Source organism: Luteimicrobium album, from assembly GCF_030161555.1.
Classification (GTDB): Bacteria; Actinomycetota; Actinomycetes; order Actinomycetales; family Cellulomonadaceae; genus Luteimicrobium; species Luteimicrobium album.
The window spans coordinates 4,140,536-4,166,843 of record NZ_BSUK01000001.1 but is presented as its reverse complement, the minus strand read 5'-3'; the positions used below and the strand labels follow the sequence as shown (position 1 = coordinate 4,166,843).

At 70.6% G+C, this 26,308-nt stretch carries 40 protein-coding genes and 1 pseudogene; 11 read left to right on the top strand and 30 right to left on the bottom strand.

Going from position 1 to position 26,308, the window contains the following annotated elements; translation table 11 throughout:
- Positions 1-12: 12 nt before the first annotated feature.
- The 6 genes from QQK45_RS21530 to QQK45_RS21505 form a co-directional block, all read right to left on the bottom strand.
- Positions 13-387, bottom strand: coding sequence for a hypothetical protein (locus QQK45_RS21530; protein ID WP_284291136.1), 375 nt, complete (start codon positions 385-387; stop codon positions 13-15).
- A 16-nt stretch (positions 388-403) separates the two neighbouring features.
- Positions 404-616, bottom strand: a complete 213-nt coding sequence (locus tag QQK45_RS21525; RefSeq protein ID WP_284291135.1) for a hypothetical protein — start codon at positions 614-616, stop codon at positions 404-406.
- Entirely contained in the window at positions 613-978 is a 366-nt protein-coding gene (locus QQK45_RS21520) for a hypothetical protein (protein ID WP_284291134.1), read from the bottom strand. The genes QQK45_RS21525 and QQK45_RS21520 overlap by 4 nt, the downstream gene beginning before the upstream one ends.
- Positions 978-1,325: a Kelch repeat-containing protein gene (locus QQK45_RS21515; protein WP_284291133.1), complete on the bottom strand. Its 348-nt coding sequence runs from the start codon at positions 1,323-1,325 to the stop codon at positions 978-980. The genes QQK45_RS21520 and QQK45_RS21515 overlap by 1 nt, the downstream gene beginning before the upstream one ends.
- Positions 1,326-1,405: 80 nt before the next feature.
- Positions 1,406-1,600 carry a hypothetical protein gene (locus tag QQK45_RS21510; RefSeq protein WP_284291132.1) on the bottom strand — a complete coding sequence of 65 codons (195 nt, stop codon included), beginning with the start codon at positions 1,598-1,600 and terminating at the stop codon, positions 1,406-1,408.
- Positions 1,597-1,863 (bottom strand): helix-turn-helix transcriptional regulator, encoded by a 267-nt coding sequence (locus QQK45_RS21505; protein WP_284291131.1) that lies wholly within the window; start codon positions 1,861-1,863, stop codon positions 1,597-1,599. Before QQK45_RS21505 ends, QQK45_RS21510 begins: the two co-directional genes overlap by 4 nt.
- A gap of 215 nt (positions 1,864-2,078) precedes the next feature.
- Here QQK45_RS21505 and QQK45_RS21500 point away from each other — a divergent pair, with 215 nt between their 5' ends.
- The 10 genes from QQK45_RS21500 to QQK45_RS21455 all read left to right on the top strand — a co-directional run bounded on the left by QQK45_RS21500 (position 2,079) and on the right by QQK45_RS21455 (position 9,054).
- The gene (locus QQK45_RS21500; RefSeq protein ID WP_284291130.1) at positions 2,079-2,585 is read left to right on the top strand and encodes a radical SAM family protein; all 507 of its coding nucleotides are present in this window, start codon (positions 2,079-2,081) and stop codon (positions 2,583-2,585) included.
- 33 nt (positions 2,586-2,618) lie between these two features.
- A complete protein-coding gene (locus tag QQK45_RS21495) occupies positions 2,619-3,593 on the top strand; it encodes a hypothetical protein (protein WP_284294872.1) in 975 nt (324 codons plus the stop codon).
- A gap of 364 nt (positions 3,594-3,957) precedes the next feature.
- Positions 3,958-4,203, top strand: coding sequence for a hypothetical protein (locus QQK45_RS21490; protein WP_284291128.1), 246 nt, complete (start codon positions 3,958-3,960; stop codon positions 4,201-4,203).
- 8 nt (positions 4,204-4,211) lie between these two features.
- Complete coding sequence (locus QQK45_RS21485; protein WP_348525096.1) at positions 4,212-4,664, top strand: ImmA/IrrE family metallo-endopeptidase; 453 nt, start codon at positions 4,212-4,214, stop codon at positions 4,662-4,664.
- 65 nt (positions 4,665-4,729) lie between these two features.
- Entirely contained in the window at positions 4,730-5,380 is a 651-nt protein-coding gene (locus QQK45_RS21480; RefSeq protein WP_284291126.1) for a hypothetical protein, read from the top strand.
- Positions 5,381-5,387: 7 nt separating this feature from the next.
- Positions 5,388-6,839 carry a recombinase family protein gene (locus tag QQK45_RS21475; RefSeq protein ID WP_284294871.1) on the top strand — a complete coding sequence of 484 codons (1,452 nt, stop codon included), beginning with the start codon at positions 5,388-5,390 and terminating at the stop codon, positions 6,837-6,839.
- Between the two features lie 132 nt (positions 6,840-6,971).
- Complete coding sequence (locus tag QQK45_RS21470) at positions 6,972-7,337, top strand: hypothetical protein (protein WP_284291224.1); 366 nt, start codon at positions 6,972-6,974, stop codon at positions 7,335-7,337.
- Positions 7,338-7,451: 114 nt separating this feature from the next.
- The gene (locus tag QQK45_RS21465) at positions 7,452-7,856 is read left to right on the top strand and encodes a hypothetical protein (protein ID WP_284291222.1); all 405 of its coding nucleotides are present in this window, start codon (positions 7,452-7,454) and stop codon (positions 7,854-7,856) included.
- A 312-nt stretch (positions 7,857-8,168) separates the two neighbouring features.
- Positions 8,169-8,606 carry an NYN domain-containing protein gene (locus QQK45_RS21460; RefSeq protein WP_284291220.1) on the top strand — a complete coding sequence of 146 codons (438 nt, stop codon included), beginning with the start codon at positions 8,169-8,171 and terminating at the stop codon, positions 8,604-8,606.
- 115 nt (positions 8,607-8,721) lie between these two features.
- Entirely contained in the window at positions 8,722-9,054 is a 333-nt protein-coding gene (locus QQK45_RS21455; protein WP_284291218.1) for a hypothetical protein, read from the top strand.
- A gap of 116 nt (positions 9,055-9,170) precedes the next feature.
- Here QQK45_RS21455 and QQK45_RS21450 read toward each other — a convergent pair whose 3' ends face one another.
- The 22 genes and pseudogenes from QQK45_RS21450 to QQK45_RS21350 form a co-directional block, all read right to left on the bottom strand.
- Positions 9,171-9,488 (bottom strand): hypothetical protein, encoded by a 318-nt coding sequence (locus tag QQK45_RS21450; protein WP_284291216.1) that lies wholly within the window; start codon positions 9,486-9,488, stop codon positions 9,171-9,173.
- A complete protein-coding gene (locus tag QQK45_RS21445; RefSeq protein ID WP_284291214.1) occupies positions 9,485-10,084 on the bottom strand; it encodes a peptidoglycan-binding protein in 600 nt (199 codons plus the stop codon). The genes QQK45_RS21450 and QQK45_RS21445 overlap by 4 nt, the downstream gene beginning before the upstream one ends.
- Before the next feature lie 68 nt (positions 10,085-10,152).
- Positions 10,153-10,587 (bottom strand): cation:proton antiporter, encoded by a 435-nt coding sequence (locus tag QQK45_RS21440; RefSeq protein ID WP_284291212.1) that lies wholly within the window; start codon positions 10,585-10,587, stop codon positions 10,153-10,155.
- Positions 10,588-10,626: 39 nt separating this feature from the next.
- Entirely contained in the window at positions 10,627-11,322 is a 696-nt protein-coding gene (locus QQK45_RS21435; RefSeq protein WP_284291209.1) for a hypothetical protein, read from the bottom strand.
- Complete coding sequence (locus QQK45_RS21430) at positions 11,312-11,539, bottom strand: hypothetical protein (RefSeq protein ID WP_284291206.1); 228 nt, start codon at positions 11,537-11,539, stop codon at positions 11,312-11,314. Before QQK45_RS21430 ends, QQK45_RS21435 begins: the two co-directional genes overlap by 11 nt.
- Complete coding sequence (locus tag QQK45_RS21425; RefSeq protein WP_284294875.1) at positions 11,539-12,378, bottom strand: hypothetical protein; 840 nt, start codon at positions 12,376-12,378, stop codon at positions 11,539-11,541. The genes QQK45_RS21430 and QQK45_RS21425 overlap by 1 nt, the downstream gene beginning before the upstream one ends.
- A 22-nt stretch (positions 12,379-12,400) precedes the next feature.
- Entirely contained in the window at positions 12,401-13,567 is a 1,167-nt protein-coding gene (locus QQK45_RS21420) for a DUF5047 domain-containing protein (RefSeq protein ID WP_284291202.1), read from the bottom strand.
- A 1-nt stretch (position 13,568) separates the two neighbouring features.
- The gene (locus tag QQK45_RS21415) at positions 13,569-14,369 is read right to left on the bottom strand and encodes a hypothetical protein (RefSeq protein WP_284291200.1); all 801 of its coding nucleotides are present in this window, start codon (positions 14,367-14,369) and stop codon (positions 13,569-13,571) included.
- Positions 14,369-15,706 (bottom strand): hypothetical protein, encoded by a 1,338-nt coding sequence (locus tag QQK45_RS21410; RefSeq protein WP_284291197.1) that lies wholly within the window; start codon positions 15,704-15,706, stop codon positions 14,369-14,371. The genes QQK45_RS21415 and QQK45_RS21410 overlap by 1 nt, the downstream gene beginning before the upstream one ends.
- On the bottom strand, positions 15,703-15,939 hold the full coding sequence (locus QQK45_RS21405) for a hypothetical protein (protein WP_284291195.1): 237 nt from the start codon (positions 15,937-15,939) through the stop codon (positions 15,703-15,705). Before QQK45_RS21405 ends, QQK45_RS21410 begins: the two co-directional genes overlap by 4 nt.
- Positions 15,888-17,951 (bottom strand): hypothetical protein, encoded by a 2,064-nt coding sequence (locus QQK45_RS21400; RefSeq protein ID WP_284291193.1) that lies wholly within the window; start codon positions 17,949-17,951, stop codon positions 15,888-15,890. Before QQK45_RS21400 ends, QQK45_RS21405 begins: the two co-directional genes overlap by 52 nt.
- A 212-nt stretch (positions 17,952-18,163) precedes the next feature.
- Positions 18,164-18,634: a DUF7426 family protein gene (locus QQK45_RS21395; protein WP_284291191.1), complete on the bottom strand. Its 471-nt coding sequence runs from the start codon at positions 18,632-18,634 to the stop codon at positions 18,164-18,166.
- 21 nt (positions 18,635-18,655) lie between these two features.
- The gene (locus QQK45_RS21390) at positions 18,656-19,069 is read right to left on the bottom strand and encodes an IPT/TIG domain-containing protein (protein ID WP_284291189.1); all 414 of its coding nucleotides are present in this window, start codon (positions 19,067-19,069) and stop codon (positions 18,656-18,658) included.
- 26 nt (positions 19,070-19,095) lie between these two features.
- Positions 19,096-19,371 (bottom strand): annotated as a pseudogene (locus QQK45_RS23545) (phage tail tube protein); the annotation flags it as partial.
- Between the two features lie 88 nt (positions 19,372-19,459).
- Entirely contained in the window at positions 19,460-19,900 is a 441-nt protein-coding gene (locus QQK45_RS21385; protein ID WP_284291187.1) for a minor capsid protein, read from the bottom strand.
- Positions 19,900-20,238, bottom strand: coding sequence for a hypothetical protein (locus QQK45_RS21380; RefSeq protein WP_284291185.1), 339 nt, complete (start codon positions 20,236-20,238; stop codon positions 19,900-19,902). Before QQK45_RS21380 ends, QQK45_RS21385 begins: the two co-directional genes overlap by 1 nt.
- Positions 20,238-20,555, bottom strand: a complete 318-nt coding sequence (locus QQK45_RS21375; protein WP_284291183.1) for a hypothetical protein — start codon at positions 20,553-20,555, stop codon at positions 20,238-20,240. Before QQK45_RS21375 ends, QQK45_RS21380 begins: the two co-directional genes overlap by 1 nt.
- Positions 20,556-20,722: 167 nt before the next feature.
- Positions 20,723-21,151, bottom strand: a complete 429-nt coding sequence (locus QQK45_RS21370) for a hypothetical protein (RefSeq protein ID WP_284291181.1) — start codon at positions 21,149-21,151, stop codon at positions 20,723-20,725.
- 70 nt (positions 21,152-21,221) lie between these two features.
- On the bottom strand, positions 21,222-21,545 hold the full coding sequence (locus QQK45_RS21365) for a hypothetical protein (RefSeq protein ID WP_284291179.1): 324 nt from the start codon (positions 21,543-21,545) through the stop codon (positions 21,222-21,224).
- Positions 21,545-22,408 (bottom strand): major capsid protein, encoded by an 864-nt coding sequence (locus QQK45_RS21360; protein WP_348525379.1) that lies wholly within the window; start codon positions 22,406-22,408, stop codon positions 21,545-21,547. Before QQK45_RS21360 ends, QQK45_RS21365 begins: the two co-directional genes overlap by 1 nt.
- Positions 22,405-22,551 carry a hypothetical protein gene (locus tag QQK45_RS21355; protein WP_284294873.1) on the bottom strand — a complete coding sequence of 49 codons (147 nt, stop codon included), beginning with the start codon at positions 22,549-22,551 and terminating at the stop codon, positions 22,405-22,407. The genes QQK45_RS21360 and QQK45_RS21355 overlap by 4 nt, the downstream gene beginning before the upstream one ends.
- Positions 22,552-22,567: 16 nt before the next feature.
- On the bottom strand, positions 22,568-23,323 hold the full coding sequence (locus QQK45_RS21350) for a hypothetical protein (protein ID WP_284291175.1): 756 nt from the start codon (positions 23,321-23,323) through the stop codon (positions 22,568-22,570).
- A 98-nt stretch (positions 23,324-23,421) separates the two neighbouring features.
- Between QQK45_RS21350 and QQK45_RS21345 the strand changes: the two genes are divergently transcribed.
- Positions 23,422-23,583 (top strand): hypothetical protein, encoded by a 162-nt coding sequence (locus QQK45_RS21345; protein ID WP_284291173.1) that lies wholly within the window; start codon positions 23,422-23,424, stop codon positions 23,581-23,583.
- A gap of 1 nt (position 23,584) precedes the next feature.
- Here QQK45_RS21345 and QQK45_RS21340 read toward each other — a convergent pair whose 3' ends face one another.
- The gene (locus QQK45_RS21340; RefSeq protein ID WP_284291171.1) at positions 23,585-24,688 is read right to left on the bottom strand and encodes a phage minor capsid protein; all 1,104 of its coding nucleotides are present in this window, start codon (positions 24,686-24,688) and stop codon (positions 23,585-23,587) included.
- Between the two features lie 13 nt (positions 24,689-24,701).
- Positions 24,702-26,255 carry a phage portal protein gene (locus QQK45_RS21335; protein ID WP_284291169.1) on the bottom strand — a complete coding sequence of 518 codons (1,554 nt, stop codon included), beginning with the start codon at positions 26,253-26,255 and terminating at the stop codon, positions 24,702-24,704.
- Between the last annotated feature and the right edge of the window lie 53 nt (positions 26,256-26,308).

The window sequence follows — 26,308 nt, the reverse complement described above, 5'->3', positions numbered from 1 at the left end:
CTGCGACGGCGGTCATCGGACCGTCACCGTGCGCGCGCCCGCGACCTGGAAGGGGCGCAGCTGGGCGGGGGACATGTGCTCCTTGACCGCGGCCGTGTCGATCGCGGCCCGGTAGAGCACCGGGTGCTGCGCCGGCCCGAACGCCTCGGCGAGCTTCTTCGTGTCCAGGCGCGCCGGGACGGTCACGATGACTTTGAGCTGCCCGGCCTGCGTCGTCCCGTCCGGGAGGAGCGCGCGGAGCTGGGTGTCGATCGCGGCGATCTCCTCGTCGATCGAGGTCTTCTCGTCGCGGAGCTTGGCCTTCCGGATCGCGAGCTGTTCGACGACGACGAGCTGGTCGTCGGTGAGGCCGTCCGACGTCGGGGTGGCGATGTCGTTGGTGGTCATGGTTGTGGGTCTCCGTTCAGGCGGCGAGGGCGTGGGTGGACAGCGGCTCGAAGGTGCGGAGCCGGGCGGCGAGGTCGTACCGGCCGAGGCGGTGCAGGGTCTTCTCGAGCGAGTTCGCGGAGCAGTACCCGAGGCGCTTCGCGGCGGCGGTGAGGCCGACGCCCCAGGACGCGAGGAACTCGGCGTCCTCGATGACGGCGGCGGCGCGCGGGGGACGGGCGGTCTTCATCGGGGCCTCCGGGTGTTGACGACGTGCAGGCGGACGAGGAGGCCGAAGCCCGCGGCGGCGAGCCCGACGGCCGTGAAGTGCGCGGCGGACAGGTTCCGCGCCGACAGGGCGAGGACGAGGCCGGCGGCGATGAGGCCGAACGCGGCGGCGGCGACGATCGCGACGCCGAGCGGGTTCGGGCCCGACGCGGGGCGGCGGGCGTGCCGGGGCGGACCGTCGGCCTGCTGGACGCGGGCGACGGCGGCGGCGGTCTGCTCGGCGAGGTGCGCGTCGAGGCGGTGGGCGCGGGCGGCGCGGAGGTCGAGGACCTCGGCAGGCGCGCGGTCGGCCGCGTGGGAGCTGAACTGCCAGCGCCCGCCCATCAGGCGGCCTGCTCGGTGAGCTCGTAGTCGATCGGCGCGTCGACCTCGGACGGGTCGGTGACGGCGAACCCGAAGTCGGTGCGGTCGAGGCGGTACCAGGTGTTGGTCTCGGGGTCCCACCACTCGCCGGTGATGGCGTTCGCGCCGGCGCGTCGCGCGCGGTCGGGGATGCTCAGCGTCGAGGTGACGGTGACGACGGTGTGCTTGGGGGAACCGCGGTGACGGCCTGGGACGGGCGGGCAGGTTTCGCCGTTGCGGGCGGCGAGCTTCGCGCGCTCTTCCTGGAACTGCAGCTTGCCGGTGAGGGGCCCGGGCTTCGCGTGTCGGGGGAGGTGCTGGGTGTTCATGGGACGATGTCTCCTGTTCGATCGATGAAGCCCGGTGTCTCGTGGTAGGGGTGCCGGGCTTCGTTGTGTTCTGCTTGGGTTCAGGCCGCGTCGGGTGCGGTCTGGGTCTGCTGGCCGCGCTGGGCGGCAATGAGCTGCTCGAGCTCTTCGATGGACGGCCCGCCGGCGACGTGGGCGCGGCGCGCAGCCTCCGCGACCGGCAGGGAGTCGCGGACACGCCGTCCCTCCGCGATGCACGCACCCGCCTTCGCGATCGCTTCGTCACGCGTCGTCACACCGCCACCTGACGAACGGAGCCGGCCGCGTTTGTCACTCGATGCGCGCGAGATCCGACATGGGCCTCGAAGAGGTCCTCCACGTCGCGGTCGAGGTACTTCGCAATCGTGCTGCCGAGATCTTGCGAGCAGCCGCGCATGGCGCCTGTCTCTAGGGCCGAGATTGCCGCCTGCGTGCAGCGCGCGAGCGCCGCGAGGTCGTACTGGGTGTATCCGGCTCGGAGCCTTGCGCGACGGATCGCACCGGGGTCCTTGACTCGCATCCACACCTCCCTGAGGAATCTGACTTTCGGTCGTCGGGTGACCATCGTGCCTCCGTTTGTCCCGGGTGACAAGTGGAGCCTGCCGCGCTTGTCACGCACTTGTCAAGAGGTGCGCACGAACTTGCAGGTCAGGCCGTAAGGTGGCGCTGTCACTTGTGTGTTCCCCTAGGGCCGAAGGTGGCATCAGCGAGAACAGCGCCGACAGGATCGGGACCGTGACCAAGAATCCACTCACGCTGAGGGACGTTGCGCTCAGGGCATCGGAGCGAGCTGGAGGGCTGCAAGGGCGAGCGCTCGATCGCGAAGCCAAACGGCGCGGCCTCACACTCTCGTACACGACGGTCGACAAGATCATCGCGGGCACCTACACCTCTCGGCCTACGCGCCGCACCCTCGAAGCGCTCGCCGAGCTTTCCGGCGTTCCGCTCGTCGAGGTCCTGCTGGCTGCCCGTGAACCGCTTCCGGTGCAGCCGCTCGCCGAACTCCTGCCGCCTGACGCGGATCTGCTCTCCGCCGACCAGCGTCGCGTGGTCGTTGACATCGTGCGGCAGTTCGCGCGGTCCAATCGTGAGCTCGACGAGGCGCGCCGCGATGCAGAGTCCTCCGCCGCGCTCGCCCCCGACGCGCTTGCGCTAGCGGCTCGCCCCGGAGTGCCGGCCGCCGCGCCTGACGCGACATCGGGGGAGGAGTCGCAGGACTCAGGCTCGGATGAGCCGTCGTGAGCGACAGCTCCAGGCGATAGATAGGGGTAGCAGGTGTTCGGAGCACGAGTCTTCGAGTTCTGGGTGACGCGGGGACCATCGAAGCGCACGCGCCTCGATCTCGGCGAGCCGTGGGGGAGCGCCAGTGCCTCTGCGGAAGACCTTCTGGTGGCGTGCGGCGAGTCGCTGATGACGCGCGGGCTGGTCTCCGGGGTGCCGGATCTTCGCCGACCTGCCGAGTGGGAGGAGGACCCGCACCCTCCACGCGAGACTCCCCAACTGCGCTGTGACGACGTCCGCGCCGTTGGCCCGGGGCAGACGCTCTACAAGCTGAAGCACGGCTACCACGGCGAGTTCGACGAAGCGCTAGGCCGCGACGGCGCGGTCGACATCTCGCAGCGTGCCCCAGTCCACGAATACCGAGCCCTGCTGTTTGTCCCTGAGTCAGGACCCGAAGGGCGTCTCGTGGTTGAAACGATCGCGAGGACATGCCCCATCACGATGTTGGTTCGATGGTTGGGCTACGAAGGCTTTCGGCTCGATGCTGACAGGTGGCTGCGTCCCAAGGTCAACCAGGTTGCGGATCGTCGCCGGATCATGGAGCTCATCCGGAACGCCGAGAAGGTCACCGCAGAACTGCGGCAGTACCGGCCCAGCGAACCGGGGCGTCGAAGGTCTGTCGCCACCAAGCTGACGCACCACGTCGACGCGGACTACGAGCGTGAGGGTCTCCTTCGCGAGGCCCTCCGATGGGCGGAGGGTGGCGGTGACTCCGAGTACGTCGTCAGGATCGAATCTATCGCCGGCTACAGCCCAGAGGCTCTCGATGAGACTGGCCTCCGGTTCGACGATGCCGCTCTGGTTGTCGAGAATGACGAGGGCCGCAAGACGATCCGGCCCGATTCGATCCGCGCACTGTTCACGTACGAGTTCAGCGCGGATCTACCGCTCGACGACGACTCCTGGATCGCAAGTGCGCGCTCCCTCCTCAGTGGGACACTGTCAGAGGGCACCGATATAACCATCTGAACCAGGGAGCCGATCTGAGGAGCGTGACGCGATGCCTATGGGTCCGGCCGAGCTCTTCTTGCGACACTGGGAGGGACTGGCCGATCTCAGGAACCACCGGGGCGGAGCACCCGACTGGTGGTCCCGTGGGTTCCTCTACGGCATCCCGGTCGCACTGGCCGCAGTAGCGTTCTGGCGCCATTGGTCCGTAGCGACAGTTGCCGATGCCCTGATCGGGGGCTTCGCCCTCCTTGGCGGGGTCCTCATAGCGGTCTTCGCTCAGATTGCGGCCTGGAGAAGCCGCCTCGACGAACGGGCTGGCCGGCGCCCCGCGTCAGAGGCTCCAGCTCGGAGATCCGTCGACGCAGCGGCCGCTCACGCTCTCGTGGGTGTCATCGCTTGCTGCGCTGCGACCGCGGTCGCCGTCTTCGTCAAGGCTGGATTGGCGCCGACGCGCCTTTGGAACAGCCTCGCTGTCGGACTCGGCGCTTACGTGCTCCTCCTGGTTGTCCTCATCGTCAACACGGTCTTCGAGGGGTACGAAGCGAACGTGGATCCGGCGGTTCGTGAAGCTGATGACGAACTGCAGCGCCGCGAACCTCCGGAGCTAACGGTGCGCCACACCGCCTAGATTCGAACATGCGTTCGACAGTGGCCTCGGGCGGCGGTACGTTCACCTCGATGTTCCATCCCTGGCGTGCACTCGCGAACCGGCCCCACATCCGACTCCACTGGGCCGTCCTACCTGGACTCCTCGGCTTCACAGACGGCCGCACCATGATCGTTCTGCACCCGCACCAGACCCAGGTGCAGCGCCGCTGCACCCTCGCGCACGAGCTCGCACACGTCGACCTCGGCCACACGGACGGATGCCGGCGCCGTGACGAACAGGCAGCACGTGCGCTGGCCGCCCGGCGGCTCATCGACCTCGACGACCTCCTCGCCGCATGGAAGTGGGCGACGTCCGAGGCTGAGCTGGCTGACGAGCTGTGGGTCGACGTCGACACGCTCCGCGCCAGGATCGAACACCTCACCGACGACGAGAAGGGTCGCGTCGCCGCGATGATCCTCAACCAAGACGACCCCGCATGACGCGCTCACAGACTTCACCCGTTCGCACGGTTCGTCGCCTCGGCGCGGTACGGGATGATCCGTCCATGCCTCGTAAGTACGCTCTCGCAACCATCACTGTCGTCGCAGCTGGGACGCTCGCCGCGTGCTCGTCATCGGGCCCCAGTGCACCGCCCGTCACGGTGACGGCGACCGTCACTCAGACAGTCCAAGCCCAGCTCAAGCCGACCCCCACCGCTGAGGTCACACCGACCGCGGCTCCGACGAGCGCGCGAGGGAACGTGGAGAAGAAGGCCGGGGAGTGGGGCTGGGTGTCAGGTTCGAACGGGGACAATCTCGGGGACGCGGCATTCCAGATCCGGGTCACGAAGATCAAGGTCGACCCCACATGCGACGGCCAGTTCGCCACCAAGTCGAAAGCTGGCCACCTCGTCGCGCTCACGGTCGAAGCGCGCACGTCGAAGGAACTCGTGAAGGCGCTGTCGCTCACCGGAGGCACGGCTCTCGGTATCGGTCCAGCCACCTGGTCGCTCATCGGTTCAGACGGCTACAACCAGTCGAACCCCGCGACAGCAGCCGCGTTCGCATGCGCAGATGACTCCGAAGTGATCCCCACATCGATCGGCCCAGCACAGAAGGCGAAGGGCTTGGTCGTGCTCGACTCCAAGACCAAGCATGGGGTCGTCGTGTACAGCCTCAACGGCCAGGGCGACACGGGCTGGGAGTGGAAGTTCTGACCCGCCTATGACTCCTCGTGCTGGCCTCCGCCCCGTCCCCGACACGCCGCCGCGCGCGGTCCTCTACCTGCGCCAGTCGACCTACCGCGAGGAGTCGATCAGCCTCGAGCTGCAGGAGACCGCCGGACGCGACTACTGCGCCCGCCACGGATACGACGTCGTCGCCGTCGAAGCCGACCCCGGCATCTCCGGGCGCACCTGGAAGCGGCCCGCTGTTCAACGCGTCATGGACATGATCGAGACCCGCGCCGCCGACGTCGTCGTCCTGTGGCGCTGGTCCCGCCTGTCCCGCAACCGCAAGGACTGGGCCATCGCAGCCGACCGCGTCGACGTCGCCGGCGGCCGCATCGAATCCGCCACCGAACCCAACGACGGCACCGCCGCGGGCCGGTTCGCGCGCGGCGTCATGACCGAGCTCGCCGCGTTCGAGTCCGAACGCATCAGCGAGCAGTGGCAGGAGGTCCACGCCTCCCGCGTCGCCCGCGGCCTCCCACCCGGCGGGAAGCTCCCCTGGGGGTGGGCCTGGGCCGACGGCGCCGTCACCCCCGACCCCGACACGGCCCCGTACATCGAGCAGGCGTACCGCCGGTACCTCGCCGGCGCAGGGCACCGCGAGCTCGCAGCCTGGTTCAACGGCCTCGGCCTCAAGCCGATGCACGCCCCCGCGTGGCACGACACGACGATCGTGCAGTGCCTCGACTCGCCGATCCACGCCGGGTACGTCGTCTACCACGGCGAGCTCCACGACGGCGCGCACCAGGGCATCGTCGACGTCGAGACGTGGGAGGCGTACCGGGCCGAGCGTGAGGCGCGCGCGGCAGAGCGGCAGGTGAAGCGCCGGTACCTGCTGTCTGGGATCGCGCGGTGCGAGTGCGGGGCCGGGATGAACGGGTACCGCATCGCCCCGTCGGCGCGGAACCGGCAGCGTGAAGGGTTCCTCGGGTACCGGTGCGGGGACTTCGGCCGCGCCGAGGGACACGGGCCGCGCTGGTCGATCTCCTTGCGCCTCGTCGAGGACGCCGTGCTCGCGTGGCTGCGCGACGTCGCGGACGACGTCGAGAACACCGCGGCCCGGGCCGCCGTCGAGGGATCGGACGCGCGCCTCGAGGCGCAGCGCATCGCCCGCGAGATCACCGGCCTGGACCGCCAGCTCGCCGCCCTCACCGGGCACCTCGCCTCGGGGCTTGTGCCGGAGGCCGCGTACCGGGTGACGCGCGACGAGATCATGGAGCGCCGCGACCGGCTCACGTCCGGCCTCGCCGCGGCGGAGCGGCTGATCGTGCGCATGCCCGACGACCCGTCGAAGATCGCGCGCGAGGTCCTGGCGGACTGGGTGACGCTCCCGGTCGAGGCGAAGCGGTCCGCGCTGCGGGCTCTGATCGCGCGGGTCGAGGTGCGCTTCGAGGAGCGGCGCGCCGACGTCGTCCCGGTCTGGAGCACTCTGCGTCCCATCGGATAGCGGACGGAAACCGGCGACGCCGAGAGTGCTGACCGGGTGAGAACAAGGCCTCCGACTTAAGTTGCCCGAATCAAGGGTTGAGGCTTCAACCATCGCGCGGCGCCGTGGGTGGCGGCGGGGACTCTCGGGGCCATGGGTAGGCAGGACGAGTTCACCGCGGCGTGGCGGGCGACGCGGCATGACCCGGTCGAGCGGCTGAAGATCGCGCGCACGACGACGGACCGTGAGGTGCTCGCGATCGTCGCGCCGGAGTGGTTCGACCATGACGCCGCGCTCGAGCTCGTGCACGCCGTGCTCGGCAACCCGGTGTGCAGCGGGTCGATCGCCGGCCGGTACGTCGGTCACCGCGACGCCGGGGTGCGCCTGCTGCTAGCACGCCGGTCCGACGCGCACGACCCCACCCTGCAGGTCCTGGCGCTCGATCTCGACGACGACGTGCGCGCCGCCGCGCGAGCCGCGCTCGACGCACGCCCGGTCCGGCCGATGCACGGCGTGTGACACGATTCTCGGCGTGGAAGCTCTGGACGCCGTTCTGTGGTGGCTCGCGAGCGTCGTCGTCGTGGTGCCCGTGGCCGTCCTGACGAAGCGCCGCATGGACCGCAAGGCGCGGCGGTGACCTGGACGGCAGCCCAGCTGACCGGCGAGCTCGGCGTGCGCGAGCACCGGGTCGCACGCCTCGCACGTACCTGGGGTTGGGAGCGGACCGGCCACGCGTGGCTCTTCACGGACGAGCAGGCCGACCTGATCCGTGAGCACGTCCGCACGTGGGACACGAGGACCCCGGCGGTGTGCAGCGTGGACGGGTGCGACGAGCGCGCCTCCGCGAAGGGGATGTGCCACCCCCACTACCTCCGTGTCTGGCGCCACGGGTCGACCGAGGCCCGGACCGGCGGCGAGCACCAGCGCGCCAAGACCCACTGCCCCCACGGGCACGAGTACACCCCCGAGAACACGATCGTGTACCCGTCCGACGGGCGGCGACGATGCCGGACGTGCCGGCTCGAGGCGTCGAGTTGACGGTGTGAGTTCCGACACCGTTACGGCTTCGTTACACCATCCGCCGAGCGAACTTGCTATGGTCCTCGCATAGCTCCCCACCGTCCTCCGGGACTGGTGGGGCTTTTTCTACCCGGAGGGGCACGATGGAGCGTCGCTCGGTCAAGCTGGTGATCGACTACCAGAACATCCATCTCACCGGCCATGGCGTGTTTGTGCCGGACTCCGTGCCGCGGCACGAGTCGCTCATTCACCCTCTACTTCGCGAATCAGTGGCTGTCCGTGCGCAACCATGTGCTCGCCAGCACCGCGATCGCAAGCCATGACGATCCGGTGCAGTACGTGATCGAGAAGGTCGTCGTCTATCGCGGCCTGCCGTCGAACACGGAGAACCCGAACGCGTACCGGAGGAACCTGGCGCAGCAGTCGGAGTGGACCCGCGACCCCCGCGTTGAGGTCATCCATCGCGGACTTCGCTACAGCTGGGTCAACGGGGAGCGGCACGCCCAGGAGAAGGGCGTCGACGTTCTCGTAGCCCTGGATTTCGTCCGCTCAGCCGATCGGGGTGACGCCGATGTCGTCGTCCTGGCATCTCACGACACTGACCTTGAGCCCGCGCTTGCAGCTGCCTTCGAGAGCGGCAAGGTCGGAGTCGAGACGGCAGGTTGGGACGGGTGTCGTGTGCTCAGGGTGCCGGGCCGACGCGTCTGGCACACCCGACTGCATGGAGACGCCTTCGTCAGAGCAAGAGATCGCAAGGACTACACGTAGCACGACAACGCCCCCGCTCACCTCGCGAGAGGTGAGCGGGGGCGGTGTCGTGTGCGGGGTGATACTTTCCGGTGGCATCTGGTGCCGCTGGCTCGAACGGTGGCAGGCTCCGCGCATGTCCACTGAGCGCAGGTTCATGCGGTTCGTCTACGAGTTCGAGGTCGAGGTCGAGGACCTCATCGATGGAGCGGTCTTCCGGAACGACGTCCTCGGGGACGGTGAGGGCAACATCGTCGGGATGCTTGCCCGTGAGGAGCCCGAGTTCGAGGTCGCCAGCACGTTGCTCCGGATGACGAGTGACATGTTCGGGCCCGGAGGGCGCCGCGCGGGGCTGAAGTTCGTCAGCGGATCCATGATGCCGCGGTACGTCGACGAGAACGGGAACTACACCGAGTTCACGTTGCCTCCGGTGCCGGGCCGCAACGACGGGTCGCTCGAGATGTCGTGAGGTCGTCGTCGCGGCCCCCGGCGCAGCACGACCGGACTGGCATGGCGCCTGCGGCCTCGTTGACAGCGAGCACGGCCCCGCAGTGTGGGCACTTCGTGATGATCACGTCACGGCCGTCAGGCATCGGGGGTGAAGTCCGGTGAGGGGTTGGTGACGTCGGGGTCGGAGATGACCGCCGTGCCGTCGTCGGGGACCGCGGGCGGCGCCTGGTCGGCGGGCTTGTCGGCGGTGAGGTGGAGGAGCGCGAGGACACCGCCCGCGGCGCCGACGACGCCGGCGAGCGAGGTCAGCCAGTCGGTGACGGACTGGGCGCGCTCGGACGCGTCGGCTGCGAGCGACGGGTCGACGATGCCGAGCCCGAGGGTCACGACGCCGGCGACCACGCCGATCACGTAGACGGCCTTGCGGTACTTCTTCGGGATCGTGATGCTCACAGGGTCACCCCGTAGGTCTTGAGGGCGGCGACGGTCTTCGGGCCGACGATGCCGTCGACGACCAGGCCCGCGCGCTTCTGGAACTCGCGCACGGCGGCCTCGACCTTCGGGCCGAAGATTCCGTCGACGGCGAGCTTCGCGTACGCGGGGAACTTCTTGTTCAGGCCGCGCTGGAGGTTCTTGACCTTCGTGCCGGTCGAGCCCTTCTTGAGCACGGAGCTCGATGCCTTCGCGGGCTTCGAGGGGGCGGGCTTGTGCGTGTCCCGGCTCGGCACGTAGTCGTAGTGCCACCGCTCGTTCTTGTCCTGGATCCACCCGTAGGCGGCGGCGTGCGCCTCGAGCCACGCGTAGTCCGCGGACCCGAAGTCGACCGCCTCGCCCCGGCAGTGGTTGGACTGGCTGGGCGGCAGGGCGAAGTTGTAGCCCGGCTTCCCGGCCTTGTACCCGTCGTAGAGGACCTGCTGGTCCGCGGTCGACCGGTAGGCGGACGTCACGTGGAACGCCGACCCACGGGCCTTCTGCATGCGCGCGAACGACGCCGCGGCGTCGGGCATGAGCCGGTGGCCGGCCTTGTCGATGGTGGTGAGCGTGCTCATCGTGGGTGCCTCCTGGGCAGGGCGAAGGGCCCCGACGTCGGGCGACGGCGGGGTGAAGGTGGGGTGGGTCAGTCGCGGGTGAGGTGCTCGTCGAGGCGTTCGGCGACCTCGGTGACTGCGGCCTCGACCCGGGAGAGCGTGCGGGCGGTGCGGCGTTGCGCGCCGGCGTTCTGTGCGGCGGCCTTCGCGACCCGTTCGACGGCGTCTGTCAGATGGTCGACGTCGTCGCGCAGGTTACGGTCGTGGTCGTTCTGGACCTGCGCGCGGATCGTCTCCGAGGTCTGCTCAGCGCGTGACTGCTGCTCGCGGATCTCGGCTAGGACCTCGCCGTGGTGGCGGAGCTCGCGGTGCGTGCGCCGGTTCAAGAGCCTCGCGAGGACCGGCGCGACGATCGCCGTGATGACCACGGACCCGATCGTCGCGATCAGCCAGTCGTGCCCGGTTGGCGCCGGGGCGGCGGTGTCGTCGGCGAACTCGGCCCAGAGGGTCACGACCAGGTGCATGCGGGGTCCTCCTCGCGTGGTGGGGGTGGCGCGTGGGTGTCAGTCGGCGATCTTCACGGCCGTGAGGAATGGGCTGTAGTAGGCGGAGGCGATGGTTAGCGCGCTGCCGCTGTTCTGGCCGAGCCTGATACCGAACGCCATTCCGCCCGTCGATGCGCGGTAGACCGAGCTGACGTTCAGCGAGTCGACGGACCCGGAGCTCTTCACCTGGGCGAGTGCGACGTTCGCTCCGAAGCTGCCGTCGGAGTTGACCACGCTGAGGTACAGGGACCGGACCCCGGTTGCGTTGGACGGGAACGCAGCCTGCGCGGACAGCGACCACAGGCCCTTGGGAACAATCAAGCACCCGACCTGTGACCCGGTCCCCAGGGTCACGCCGCCGGACAGCTCGGAGCCCGTCGCTCCTGCGAACGTGTACAGCGTGTCGGTTCCGGACGGGATCGACTGGCCGGCCACCGAGTTCTGGAAGCGGCGACCGAACACCGCCGGAGTGCTCTTCCAGACGAGGAGCCACTGTCCGCCGATCGCGTAATAGAGCGCCTTCTCACCCGTGACGGCCTTGAACATGCCGTCGGCTGGGGAGGGGATCGCGGACTGGAGCGCGGTGAGGGTCGGGTACTGCTCGGTGGACCTGTCGAGCAGGAAGCTGAACAGCCCGGATAGGTGGTCGGGGACCTTGGGCGGGTCGTTGTAGTCCGGGAGGCCGGTGAATCCCTGGCGCGGGTCAGTCTGCATCGGTGGGCTCCTCGGGCTGCGCGGGGACGGGTGGGTCGGGGTAGTCGGCCGCGACCGCGACCACGGACGTGGAGGTGATGACCACGGACCGCACCGTGTCGGGGTCGAAGCCGAGCGCCCGGAGCACGTCGACGGGCGGCGTGGTGTTGTCCACGGGTGTCGGGTCGGTGGCGGCCTGGGCGGTGTCGTCGCTCGCCCCGTCTGGGGTGTCGGTCATCAGGAGCCTCCCGAGTAGGTGATGAGCAGCTGCCCGGTACCGCTGTCGTCGCCGTCGCTGTCCTGGTGGGAGAAGAACGCGTCCAGGGACGTGGCGGGGGCGTAGAACCCGATCCCGGCGATGGTCGAGGCGAGCCACGCGGTGACCCACGCGGCGGGCACGGTGAGCACCTGGATCTCGCCGATGATGAACGTCGGGAACCGGATCGGCCCGTACCCGGGCGCCCACGCCGGCGCCCCTGAGGGCAGTGCGGTGTAGGTGTGGGCGTACATGATCGGGGCGACCGGGTGGGCCGAGCCGGAGCCGCCGGCGAACGTGGACGAGCAGCGCAGGATGATCTGGACCTGGGAGATCGTCGCGCCCGAGGGGACGGAGGCCGCGAGCGGGTAGGTCAGCGCCGTGGCGTGGAGGTAGTTGTACGGCGGCCGGTGCCCTTCGGTGTCGCCGGCCTGGGCGTCGGAGAGTCCCTGCTCGATGAACGTCCGAGAGAAGTCCGAGTCGGTGGCGTCGGTGTCGGCCCACCACCAGGCGCCGGGCGCGGACCCGTCGGTCGGGATCTCCTGCTCGCCGCCGTAGTTGTGCGACGGCAGCACGAGCACCTGCTGGTCGGGCACGAGCACGGGACGCGGGGTGGCCTTGGAGACCACGAGCCAGCCCGTGGTGTGCGGGACCACGGACACCCGGTCACCGACCGCGGGGGACGGGTAGGCCGACGACGCCCACGACAAGGACGTCGTCGTGGACCCGTCCTCGAACGCGACGGTCACGAGCTGCTGGCCGGTGTCCACGGCGGTGATGAACCCGAACCGGGGCTGGGCGGGGAGCATCTGGGCGACCATGCGCCGGATCGCGGCGGGGAGGTCATGAGTCCGTCACCGCCCCGACGTCGCGTGTCGCCACGGAGAACTGGCCGCCCGGGACGAGGGGCAACGTGAAGTTGTCGACCATGTGCCGCCGTGCTGTCGCGAACACCCGGCCGGGGTCGGTGACGATCTCGACGACGTCGAGGGCTTCGAGCCCGGCGTGCGGGATCGTGGCCAGGTCCAGGGACTCCGCCCCGCCCGTGGACAGGGCGAGCTGGGTGGACGCGGCAGCCTGGCAGTCGGCGAGCGTGGTCAGGCTGGGCATCGACACGACCTTGGTGACCTTCCCGTAGGCGCCCGTGTCGGGGTCGCCGTAGAACGTCGGGGACGTCGGGTCCTTGTCCCAGTCGACGCCCGTGGTCGCGACCGTCGCACCGTCCGGGGTCGAGCCCTGCACCGCGACCCGGTTGTAGACCCCGGTGCGCGAGGACGTCCGCGCCGCCTCGAGGAGCGACCCACCCGCCTGGGGTTGGAACCGCCACACCGGCTTCGTGGCCAGGGTCGGCAGGTCCGTGATGACGAACCGGCCCGTCGGGTCGGCGTAGACTTGGACGGACAGCGACGCCGCGAGCTCGCTGATCGCCGTCCACCGGTCATCCCACGTCGTCGGCGTCACCCGGCGGTCCCGGCGGGTCAGCACCGCGACCTCCGCGTCGGGCAGGGTCTCGAGGATGAGCTGGCGGATGATCGCGATCCCCGACGGGTTCGAGAACGTGCGGGGCGCGGTGAAGATGTCGTCGACCACGTAGGCCTCACGCGAGACGCCGGCGATCGTGACTTCCGTCAGGCCAAGGTCCGACCCGGCGCCGGAGTCGATGCGGAACCGGCCGACCGGGACCACGAGCAGCGTCCCGTCCGCAGCGACGAGGGCGTGCCGGACCCGGAGCTCTTGGCCGTAGTGGCCCAGGACGTCCGAGGGCAGCGACGGGAGCGCCGGGACCTGGGTGTAGGTGCCCGACCGCAAGAACGGCGGCACCGTGATGTTGATGCTGCGCCGCGCCGACTGGGTGCGGTCCACCGTGATGGACCCGCCCGTGATCGGCAGCGACACCACCGACCCGTCAGGCCAGCGCACCGGCTGGCCGGCCCGCCATACGTCGGCGAAGACCCGCAGCCCGTGCGAGGCGACCAGGGTCTCCCCGTAACCGCCGGGAACAGGCCACATGTCAGTAGCTCCCCGTCGCCAGGTCCAGGTACGTCGGCACACCGTCCAGGAGGTCCTGATAGGTCGCGAACCGGTCCGCGACCTGGTTGTAGGTCATGCCCGAGAAGCCCGTGGCGTCGCCGGCGGGCATCGCGACCTGGTCGACCGTGAGGGTGTGGACTCGCCACCCAGACACGTCCGAGCGTGCACGGCCCGGGTTCGACGTCGACCACGACGTCACCTGGTAGTACCCGGACGGGAGTTCCGGCTCGGCCGGTTGCCCGGTCTGCAAGAGCACGACCCCACCGGGTGCGCCTTCGAGGACCGCTGCGAGCGCGGCGAGCTGCCCCGGGGTCCTGGTCGCGACCTCGAGCGTCGAGGACGCCTGCGCGAGCCCGGACGACTCGGCGACTCGCTGCCCGCCCGGGACCTGCCAGGACCCGCCCTGCGTCTGGCGGGTGACCTGACCGAAGTCGCGCAGCGGGACCCGGCAGTTCAGGTCCGCGCGGCCCGGCACCTTGACCCACAGTCCCCACGCGGCACCCGTCGTCTCGACGGTGCCCGAGAGCGCGACCGGGTCGTCGTCGCCCACCGCGGTCGCCGCATACGTGACCGCGGAGTCCATGGGTGCTTCGTTGTCCGAGGACAGCAGCACCCCACCCACCACGGCCACGGCGACAGACCCGCGCACGGGGACCGGGGACGCCCCAGCCACCGTGCGCGTGACCGTCACCGAGGTAGCCGTCGACCACCCGGTGTCGCGCCCGTCGATGACGAGCTGGACCAGGTTCCTCGCGGTGTCGAACGTCGAAGCGAACGTCATCACAGGCTCCCTGTGGAGTAGGCGGCCTGAGCGTCCTGGCGGGCCGTGTGGGCGACGACCACGCGGGACGCCTCCACCTTCATCCGCCCGACGAGCGCCCCATCGGTGTCGACGACGACGAGCTCGCGCGGCATCGTCACCTCCACGCGCTGCCCGGCCGCCGCGGCCGGTACCGGGGTCGACGAGGGCCGCTGCACCGTGAGCACCGCCCCGGCGTTCCCCGCGGCGAGCGCGGACTGGTTGCGGGCCGTGGACGCCGTCGTGGACACGAACTCGTCCGGCATGAGGAGGGCGTGCACGGAGTCCGCGCCGGCCTGCCCGCCGACGACGAGCCCGCCGCCGGCCTTCTTCACGACGTTGCCCTTGGCGTCGAGCTTGAGCCCGAAGGGCTTGAGCATCGCGTTCGTGAGGGTGTTGCCGACCTTCGCGATCGCGTTGTTCGTGTCGGTCAGCGACTTCGTCAGCGAGTTGACCGCTGTCGTCGCCGCGGTGAGCCCGCCGATGGTGTTCGCGGACGTGAGCGACTGGCCTGCTGACGTCCCCGCCTTGGCGACGGTGTTGTAGTCCGACTTCACCGCGCCGAGGTCCTTCACGCTCATGGTGTTGAGCGCCTGGACGAACTGGATGCCCTGCTCGGGGCTCGAGGCGAAGATCGACAGCGCCTGGTTGACGATCGCCTCCGAGGCCGGGGAGGTCCCGAGCTTCTTCTGCAGGGCCTGCAGCGCGTTGGTGAAGGTGGTGGCGTCCTTCGCCTGCTTGTCCGCCGCCGACGTGATGCCGGCGCCCGTGTAGCCGCCCTTGGTCGCAGCCGTGGTGTCGGTCGTGTACCAGACGTTCCCGTACTTGTCGGAGTGCTGGATCTGGTTCGACGTCGCGTCGGTGGGCGCGACGTAGGCCGCCGACAGGTCGAACGTCCCCTTCACCGCTGACGCCGCCGAGTCGGCGAGCGACTTCATGTCCGCGAGGTGGTTGTTCGCCTTGTCGAGCGCCGCCTGGTACTTGTCCGCCGCCGCGTAGAGACTCGTGAGCGACTTCTCGGCCGTGTTCGCTGCCGTCGTCAGCGCGGTCTTCTGCTTCTTCGACAGCGTCGACGACGTGGCCTCCTGCCGCGCCTGGTCCGTAACCCCGAGCGCGGAGTCGAGCCCACCCGTGATCGCGTCAGCGACGTCCCCACGGCGGATGTCGGTCTTGAGATCGGACCCCAGAGACTTGAAGTCCGCCGCCGCCTGCTTGGCCGCGGCGGTGTCGGCCTTCTGCTTGTCCGACGCGGCCTTAGCGGCGGCCTTGTCCTTGTCGCGCTGCTTGATCGCGGCCGCGAGGCTGCCGTACTTCTTCACGAACGCCCGGGCGGTGTCCGCGTCCTCGAGGGCCTTCTTGTCCTCGTGCTCCTCGCTGTCGCGACCGACCGGTCCAGTCCGCGCAGCACGTACCGGGTCTTGTGCTGCTTACCGTGCTTGTCCTTCGGCCCGTACTTCTCGGTCTCGGCGAGGTCCCGCTTGTCGTCACGGACCGTCTGCTTCAGCTCGAGGTAGTCCGACCCAGACGCGTACCGGTCCTGCCAGTACTCCAAGCTGTGACCCTTGTACGACGTCGGGGTCTTGCTGACCTTCCTCCGCCCGCGTACTTCGGCAGAGTGTCGTTGTTGATCGCCTCGACCAGTGCGGCGTGCTTGCGGTAGGAAGCCGCGTTCACGACGAACTCGTCGTTCGATGCGGCGATGAGGATCTTGTCGTCCCGTGGGCCGCCCGGGCCCCTGATCTTCCCTCCGCCCGCGTAGAGGTCGACCTTCCCGTTCGCGACATGCACGCCGACGACGGACTGCGAGCTCTTCACGCCGACGAGCAGCGTCGGGCGGGCCGACTTGATCTTCTGCAGGAACGCCTGGAGCTGCAGCTGACCCTCGTGGGTGTCCAGGTCGAACGTCGTCTTGACCTTCTCCGGGACGAGCCCGAGCTGCTTCGCGTAGGCCTTCGCCGCGGCTTCGCTCATCCCCGCGGCGTGAGCCTGCTCGACGAACGCGTCGTAGCCCTTCGCGATGATGCGGTTCGCCTCGGTCTGCGACCCGGTCTGCTTCTCCGTCGCGTCCGCGTACGCCAGGACGTCCTGGGACAGCGCGAGGAGGGCGCGCTGGTTGTCGCGGCCGGCCTGCGTCGAGTCCTTGAGGGCCTTCCCGGCCTTGACGTCCGCGTCGGCTCGCGCGATCGCGGACTTCTCCTGGGCGTCGGTGAGCTTCTTGCCGCCGTTCGCGGCCTTCTCCTGCGCCTCGTAGGCCTTGATCTGCTCGGTGCGGTACTTCGCGACGCCGTCGGCGACCTTCGCGACGGCGTCCTCGTAGTCGAGCTGCGCGGACTTCGTGTCGCCCATCAGGGCGGCATGCTCGCGAAGGGCCTTGTTCGAGTCGTCGATGGCCCGGTTCGCCTTGACCTGCTCGACCGTGACGCCCTGTGTCGCGGCCGTCAGCTCGTCCGCGGCGTCGGCGGCGTCTTGGAGCTCGTCGACGTGCGCCGAGATCGCCTTGATCGCGTCCTTGGTGGCGTCGTTCTGGTCGACGAGCGCCTGGTCGCGGATGATGATCGGACCGGTCGACGTCGCGATCGTCTTCGTCGTGAGCCCGATCTGCGTCTCGAGGTCCGAGGACGACTTCGTGAGCTCGTCGAGGGTCTTCTTCGCGCCGGCGAGGTCGCCGCCGGCCTCACCCTGCAACAGGGTCCCGATGGACTGCCCGGTCGCCTCGGACTCCTTGCGGACCTTGTCGAGGTTCGTGACGGCGTCCTTCTGCCAGACCTCCCACCACGACTTCTGGTCCACGATCGTCGTCCCGAAGTCGACGAGCTTCGAGTCCCAGTCGACCGAGTTGATCTCGCCACCCGCGGACACGATGTCCTTCGCGAGGTCCTGCACGTCCTGCTTCGCCTGGTTCACCGCGTCCGCGGTCCCCGACAGCAGCGCCTTCCCGAGACCGATCCCCGCCGCGGCGAGCGCGCCGCCGATCAGGCCAGCGGGCCCGAGGTCCGCGACAACACCGCCGAGGGTGCCCTGCACGACGTCGACGGCGGAGTCCATCGACCCCTGGAACGAGGACGCGACCTCGGACAGGTTCGCCTTCGCCTCGTCCCGGAACGTCTCCACCGACTCCGACGCCCCGCGAAGACCCCGCTCGGTGGTGTGCTGGTCGATGTCGACCGGGATCTCGACCTTCTTCTTGCTCAGGGCCTTGATCTGGTCGTCGACCTGCTCCGCGGTCCGCATCGCCTGCTGCGCGTCCGCGGTGATCTCCGCGACGGTGCGCGTCCGGTTCACGTTCCGAAGCTCCGCCTCGAGCGCCGCCAGGTCCGCATGTGCCTGTGCGGCGTCCGCGACCACCGTCGGGGACGCCTTCGCCGCAGACAGGTCCTGAACGAGGCGCTGCACCCCGGTCAGGCCCTGGGTTGCAGCCGCGGTGTCGGCGCCGACCTTGACCTTCGGGTCCTGTGTCTGCGCGAGCTTCGCCATCGCAGCCTGGACCCCGGAGATCGACTTCTCCGCGGCGTCCGCGCCGTCGATGCTGATCTTGCCTGCAAGGGTCCCCAGGTCCAGGCTCATGCGTCACGCCTCCGTGAGTCCGAGGGCCCTCGCGAGCCGGGTCGTGTACGGGGGGTCGAGGAGCGCGAGGACCCGCAGAGACAGCCACCGCCACGACCGGGCGGCCAGGAGACCTGGGGTGGCGACGTCGAGGCCGAACCGTGCGTGCAGGTCGACCTCGACGTCGTCCCACGCGTCGAGGATCGCCGCCCAGGTGACCTGGACGGACGGTGTCAGGAGGCGTGTTTCTTCTTCGGGCGGGATGTCGTAGTACTCGGGGATCCCGTCGCCGTCGTCGCCTCGGGCGTAGTCGTCGACGGTTCGGGGTCGGTGCTCGTCGACGTCTCCGCTTCCCCCAGCGGACGCTCCCAGAACGCCCGCGCCACGTCGACGTTCGTCACCACAGCGAAGTAGGCGGTGTACGCGGCGTGCTTGAGGACCTCGAGCGTGATGCCGGCGTCGGCCATCTCGTCGAACACGGGTCCCAGGGCGTCGCGCATGAACTCCTCCTCGTCGCGGGCGAGGAGGTCGCGCTGGGCGTTGGTGCGCTGCTTCGCCGGCGTGGAGGCGGCGGCGAAGACGCGTTGCAGGCGGAGCCCGACGAGCGCCGGCGGCGAGGGCACCACGAAGGTGCGCCCCGCCACCGGCAGCTCGAGGAGGTTGCCGTCGAGGACGTCGGACAGGTCGGTGAACTGCTCGGCCACGGGTCAGCTCTCCCTCGTCGGTCAGGCGCCGCGCGTGTACGCGAGCGCGTCGGACGTGCCGGCCGGCGTGACGACCGTGATGTTCGCGGCGCCCGCCGACCCGGCCGGGACGACGGCGACGATCGTGGCCGAGTTGACGACGAGGAAGCTCGTGGCCGCGGTGGCCCCGAACTTCACCGACGTCGCACCGCCCAGGTATGCACCGCGGATCTCGACCTGCGCGCCCTGCGCGGCCGCCGACGGCGACGCGGACGTCAGGGCCGGCAGGGTCGCCTCCCCGGTCGGGTTCGTGATCGGCTCGCGGGCGCCCTGCCCGAGGAGTGTGATCGCGACGGAGTTGAGGCCGGTCGGGTCGCCACCGTTCGGTGCCCACTGCACGAGGGCGTCGCCCTCGTAGGCCTCGCCGTCGGAGCCCTGCCGCTCGTACCAGCGCACGTGCACGATCTCGAGGAGTCCGCGGCGCCGCGCAGGAACTCCTGGCCGACGTCGTAGGCCCCGGCGGAGTCGATCTTGCGGAGCGCGGTCGCGGTCAGCTGCCACTTGCGCTGCGTGACGGCGTCCGAGCCCCAGCCAGGGGAGTCGTAGTCGGATGCGTCCTGGGTAGTCGGGTTGACGACGGGCTGCAGGGCGTTGAGTCCGCGGACCTGCACCCACGACGGGTTGTCGGGGTCGGAGGCGACGTCGACGTCGCAGCGCCACGTCGTGTTGACGGTCGGGTTGAGGGCCTCGATGGGCATGGTGTCTCCCGGTGGTGGGGTGTGCTGGTGGTCGTGTGGGTGCGCCCGCCGCCCGGGCGGTGCGCGACGTGTCCCGCCTCCGGGGCGGTCAGTCGGTGACGTACACGGACGCGTGCGCGGTCGTGACGTAGAAGTTCGAGCTCGTCTCCTCGCGGCCGGCGTCGTCGGCGCCCAGGAGCGCGAGGGACGCGCGCCAGGCGTGCGCCACGTACACGCCTCCGAACGTGAGCTGCTCGACGCCGTGGAGGTGCTCGTACACGGCGTCCGTGAGGTCGTTGACGGGCCGCGGGTCAGCGCCACGCGGCCCGCGGGCGCGGACCTGCACACCGATCACGGTGTCCGAGAGGGCACTGGAGGTGACGGGGTAGGAGGTGATCGCGAGGACCTGGTCGGGGGACGCGGGCATGCGCCCGACGACGATCCCGACCTCGGACGCGGTGTACGCCGGCCCATCGGGCCGCCACACACCCACGCCCGCGTCAGCGAGCATCTGGGCGACGCCTTCGAGGAGGTCGGTGGTCCAGCCCATCAGCTGCTCCCGAGGGCTTCGCGAGCCGCCTGGGCGACGATGTCCCCGACGGTGCGGGCCTCGTCGTTCAGCGCGGACTCGAGGTACTTCGCCTGCCGGCCCTCGTCGTGCCGCAGTGACAGGTCCTCGTGCTGGCGGACCGCGTACGGCGTGTCGTACGAGATCGCGACCGTCGTGCCGTTCTGCGAGGTCGCGCCCGACCGCTCGAGGGTGCCTTCCTCGTGCGGGACGCGGGCGTTCGAGACGGTGAGGACGTGCTCGGCTGCGACGCCGAGACCGCGCTCGATGGCGGCGCGCAGGGCGCCGGGCCGGTACCTGCCGGGCTGCATGCTCGCCATCAGGTCACCGTCCATGCGACGTGGTCGGGCAGGTCGAGCGGCCCAGACGTGCGGCGAGCCTGCGTGATGACGGTCGAGACCCGGCCGTCCGGGAACGTGATCGTCGACCCGGGTGGCCCGTCGGGTGCACCGGGCGGCGCGTAGACGGTGGACGAGGAGACGACCTGTTCGCCGTCGGGGGCGCGGACGAGCTGCACGGTGTCGTCGACGAAGCACGCCACGTCGGTCGGGGTGCCGAAGGTGGGGCCGTAGCCGCTGTCTCCGGTCTTCGGGGTGAGGGTCACGGTGTGGACGAAGAAGTCGTCGAGCTCGCTCACGATCGCCTCCGATGACGCGTATGACGCGTATGACGCGTCTGCGGGTTGCTCTCAGGCGTGTGCGGGCGCGTAGGGCCGCAACCTAGAAAGTCGTGTCATCGCGTCATCTGCGTCATACGCGCAGGTCAGAGGCGTGACGCGTGAGATTCGGTCGCGTCATGCACGCGTCATCCGTGGGTGCGGACCCCACGAACCAGGCCCGCATCCGCGAGGATCCCCAGCGCCTCCGGGGTGAGGTCGTCGGCGAGCTGCGCGCGCCGCGCCGCGGTGTCGTCCGCGCCGGCGTACGAGATGTTCGCCGGGCCGAGGGCCCTCGACGCGACGACCCGCCCGCCCGTGCCCGTGTCCACGCCGGCCGTCGTCGGGTCGATCCCGAGCGTGGCCCACGTGGCGGCCTGCGCGCACGTCGCATCGCTGAACGCCTGCACGACGTCGGGGTCTGTCGGTGCGCCGGTGTCGTTGGTCGCGTACCAGGCGGTGACGGTCGCGCGGCGTACGAGGCCCGACGCGACCCGCAGCAGCGTCACCGCGTTCGCGGGCGCGGCCGTGCCCGTCCATGCGGCGAGGTCGGCGGGTGTGGCGTAGACGAGGCTCATCGTCGTGCCCTTCGTGTCGGTGGGTGCGCCGGGCCAGGGTGCGTGGCCGTCTCCCTGGCCCGGCGCGGTCTCACTCGGTCGGCTGCTCGCCGTCGCCGGTCTGCTCGTCGGAGGCCGCCTTGCCGACGAGCACGGCCAGGACGTCCTCCTTCTTGGTCGCGCCGCCGAGGTCGACCCCGTGCTCGGCGGCGTACGCCTTGAGCTCGGGGGCCTTCCAGCTCGCCGACGGGTCGCCCTCCGGGAAGGGCGGCGTCTCAGGCGCCTCGACCGTGTAGCCGTGGCGCGCGAAGTACGCCAGCGCCGCGGCGTCCTCCGTCTCGCCGGTGCCGTCCTTGAAGTCGACGCCGACGACGGTCCCGTTGAACCCCGCTACGGGGGTGCGCACGGTAGCCATCAGTCGCCCTGCACCTTGATGTTGCGCAGGACGGCCGCGGCCTTCGTCGCCTTGAGAGCGACACCGACCGGGCCGAGCTCGACCTCGCCCTTCTTCACCGCGCCGGGCGTGGTGAAGTCGGGCAGGAACGTGGCCACGAGCTGGCCGCCGACGGTCGAGATTCCGTGGAACCCGTCGAGCCCGACGCGGTACGCGTACAGGTCCGTCAGGCCAGTCGTCGAAACGGTCGCGACCGTGCGGGTCTCGATCGGGATGATCGGGTCGTTCGTCCCGGCCTTCGCGCCCGGGTCGGCGAACACGATCGACCCGTACTGCTCGCGGACGATCGGGCGCCCGTTCTGCCCGACGAGCCCGTCGACCGGGTTCTGCGTGTACATCCCGGCGCGGCGGGCCGCGGCCCGGAATCGAGCGAGCGCCTTCGCGTTGCCGAGCACGATCGTCGGTGTGCCGTCGAGGAGCGCGAGGAACTCGTCGATGACGTCGAGCGCCACGTTCGCGGCGTTCGCGTCCGAGAACGAGGACCAGTCCGTGACCACGTCGACGTTCATCTCGGTGTCAGACCCGGTGAGGGCCTTGTCGAGACCGTCGAAGCCGTTGGCGTCGGTCGCGGTGTCGCCGTTGATGACGAGGTCCTGGAACTTCGTCCGCGTCGCCTTGATCTTCTGGTTGAGGTTGAGGGTCACGGCACCCGACGCGGCGGGCCCGAGCTTCGCGACGACGCGGTCCACCTCGAAGCTGCCGCCCATGACGGCAAGGTCGGTCGTGTACCGGGTCGTGGTGACGTTCTGGGCCGTGTACTCGCTGTTGATCGCGCGGGTCGCGGCGGTGGGCTGGGTGACGAGACGGCGGTACCCGTAGGTCAGGGTGTCGCCGCCGCCGGACGGGTTGACGACGTCGTCGAAGACGAGGAGTCGAGGATCTCGGACTCCTTGCGGAACTCGTCGATGACGGCGACGTCGACGTCGTCCTGGGTGTTGTTCTTGGCCTCTACGAGGGTGACGGGCATGGGTAGGCTCCTTGGGCTACTGGCCGTACGCCGCGGTGACGGCGTCGGCGAGGGACTTGGGCTTGGTCTTCTCGCCGGTCCCGCCGGCGTGGTCGACGCTGGACGCTCCGACCGCCTGGGTCGCGAGCTTGGGGTTGTCCTTGACCGCGTCGGTGATGGCGGTCTTCACCGCGTCGGCGAAGCCGTCGTCGGTGGGGTCGAGGTCCGCGACCTTCGTCAGGAAGGCGCGGGAGTCGAGGAGGGCGCCGGGATCGGCCTTGAGGCCGGGGGCGGCGCGGAACACGGCGAGCTCGACGCGCGCCTGCCGAGCCTCGGACGCGGAGTCGGCGGCGGTCTTGGCGAGCTTGGCGGGGTCGGGTGCCTCGTCGCCCTTGACGAGGCCGAGGGCCTTGCCGATCTCCTGGGCGAGGGCGTCGCGGGCCTCCTGCGCGGCGCTCTGCTTCGCGTTGACGCGGGCGTCGCCGGCCTCCTTGCGCAGGTCGCCGATGAGCTTCTGGACGCCGGGCGGCAGGGAGTCGACCTTGCCGTCCCACTCGCCGCCGTCGTCGCCCTTCGGCTGCTGCACCTGGCGCTGCTGGACGGCCGCGGCGAGGTCAGCGGGCGACGGCGTGGTCGGCTTCTGCCCGTCGTCGCCCGGTGCGCTCTCCTGGCTGGCGCCGTCGGGGCCGGCGATGGCGTCGGCGGGCGCGGAGAAGAAGCGCAGGCGCTCGAAGCGGCGGGGCATGCCCGGGGTGGGCAGGGTGACGTGCGTGATGCTGGTGGTGTGGAACATGGTCCAGTGCCTCCCGGGCGCTGTTGTGGGTGGTCGGCCCTACGGTTCGGGCCAGGTCGCACGCACCAGGCGCGCGACCAACGAAGGGATCGGACGACATGGCAGAGAAGGCAAGCGCGGACGCGCTCGAGGCAGCGATCGTGAAGCTCGCGGCGAAGGCGCAGGAGGCGCCCGGGGCACACGCCCTGGAGTACTCCACGGCGGCGAAGGACCTCGCGGAAGCGCGCGCGTGGCTCCTGAACCCGGCGCAGCCGCACTGAGCTAGCGCGCCTTCCCGATCTGCTCGCGCGCCGACTGCCGCTTCAGCTCCGGGTTCGCCGCCAGGTGAGCCCGGAGTGCGGCCTGCCACTCCGCGACCTTCGCCGCCGCGGCCCGGCGGCCGGGCTCGTCGAGGGCGATCGCCTCGCGCATCTTCCACGTTCGGATCCCGCGCTCGAGCGCTCGCTGCCGCTGCTGCGCCTCGTACCCCTCAGGCGAGCTGCGCGGCTTCGGCGCGACCGTGGCACCCGGCACGTACGCGTTCAAGCTGTGCCGGCAGTTCGGGTGCTGGAACCCCGCCGCCCGCGCCTCGGCCACCGACCCGGCGACGTGGACCTTCACCGGCTGGCCCGTCGTCGCGGACCGGACCTCGACCGTCCCGACGGACTGCCCGCTGATCGAGAGAACCTTGCCCTCCCACGGTCGGCACAGCGGGCACTCCCGCGGCGCGTCCGACACGAGCACCAGGTCCAGGCCCGACGCCGAGAGCGTCGCGACGTGCCCTTGGATCGCGGCCCCGCCGGCGCCGGTGCGCACGGCCATCTCGACGTACGACGCGAGCTGCCACCGCCGCCCGGCCGAGTCCGTGAACCCGCCGATCCCGCGACCCAGGAGCCCGTCCATCGCCTGCTGCGCGGCCTGCCGGCGCGTCTGCGCCCCGACGACGACCGTCGACGCGGCCTGCGCGACGACCCGCTGGTACGCGTCCGTCGACGCCCGCAGCACCGTCGCCGGGAGGGCGCGGAGCTTCCACGTCGTCTCCGCGGCGATCTGCTGCACCGCGGCCTGCGCCGCCGGCGACAGTGACGGCACCTCGAGGCCGAGCGCGGTCAGGTCGGCGGCCGCCGCGCCCTCGCCCGCCGCCGCGGCGTCGAGGATCACCTGCAGCAGCTCCTTCGTCGCCGCGTCCTGCACGGTCGCGAGCTGCTCGGCGATCTCCCGGCGCAGCGCCTCGAGCTGCAGCGCCTTCTGTTCCGCCCAGTCCGGTGCGTCCAGGCCTCGTGCGACGCGGTCGCGGATGAGGCGGAGGACGACGAGCTCGGCCTGCGCGTACAGGGTGGAGACGCGGCGCGCGAGGCGCTCACCGAACGACGGGTCGACCGGCACGACGGGCCTCCCGTCAGAACGTCGGGACGGTGTCCGGGGACGTCAACGACTGCTCGGCGACGATCCGGGCGACCTCCTCGTCGACCTGCTCCTTGCCCCAGTCCGGGTGCACGAGCTGCACCTTGACCTGGGTCGAGGCGGCGCGGCCGGCTTCGAGGGCCTGCGCGGTCTGCGCGAGCGTCAGGACGCTGTCCTGCACGGAGTCCGGGAACGTGACCGTGACGTGCGCGCTCGTGTCGAGCTGGGTGCCGAACACCGAGGCGTCGATCGTGAGCATCTTGCCCATGAGCTGCTGCACCGCGGGCCGCTCGAGCCGGATCTTCCGGTCCCGCGTCTGGAACGACGCCCGCTCCCGGGCATGCACCTCGGTAGCTGTGATCGCCCCGCCGTCGCCGCCGTCCTCACCGAACGTCGCACCGGCGTACCCGGCGGACTGGATGATCCGTGCGACGAGGCTGTCGGCGGTGCGCAGGTGCTCGTCGACGCGGATAGCGAACTGCTGCGCCGTGATTGCGAGCGCGCCGTTGACGTCGCCGAGCGGGGCCTTGACGGCCTCGTACACCTCGGCGTCCAGGTCGAACGACGCGCCCTTGCCGGGCCCGGCGTCCTGGAGGTACGTCGTCGGGACGATGAGGCGGGCCTTCGCGAGGCGGATGTCCCGCATCAGCGACGACCACGTCTCGTCGAGGTTGTCCATCAGGCCCTCGACGCCGTCCAGGTCCGAGCGGCCGAGCGCGCGGCCGATCGGGTGGTCCCGCCACCGCCGCTGCGGTGTCTGGTTCGGCACGTACACGACGGCGAGGCCCGGGGTGCGGCCCGCGGCGAGCGCACCGTCCGCTGCGACGAGGTCGGCGAGCGGCGCCGTCGCCGGCTGCTCGACGAGCGGGACCCCGCGGCCGAGGTTGTCGCCGGTGCCCTCGTACAGGGCGTGGAAGACCAGCCCGAAGCCGGCCGGGTCGAGCTCGTGGCGCTCGAGGTGCCGCCACACGGTCCCGCCGTGGTGACCGACGACGTGCCAGAACGTGACAGCGACAAGGCGCCCCCACCGGAACTCGGGGAGCGCGGCGTCGGCGTCGACCGTCGTGACGAACGGGGCGTCGGCGAGCTGCGGGTCCCACGTGACCCGGTGGTACCGGCCACCGAGCGCGGCGCCGAGCTCCGCCCCGGCGGCGAGCGTGGTGGCGAGGGCGTCGTCGACGTACCCGGCCACGCGCGCGTTCGTCGCCGTGTCCTCGCTGTCGGTCGTGACGACGGGCGGTTCCGCGTACAGCAGGTCCGCCGACGCGCGGCACAGGTCCGCGGCGATCGGGACGTGGGTCTGGTCGCGGCGCTGCGCGAGCCCGTTGTCGGGTCGGCCCCACCAGAACCTGGCGAGGGACCCGACGACGCCGCCGGCGTACTGGGCCCGGCGTGTGGTGGACGCGCGGTCGTCGCGCTGCGCCGTCCGGTACGCCGCGGTGAGGCGGTCGGGGGTGCCGACGTACCAGGCGTCCCAGACGTCCTGCTGGGTGCGGATCGGGGCGAGGACCTTCGGGGGCCACGCGGTGCCGTTCTGGGGCAGCGGCATGCGGGCCTCCTCGGTGGTGTGGGACGCTCGGGCCGTGGACGGTGTGAGCTGGC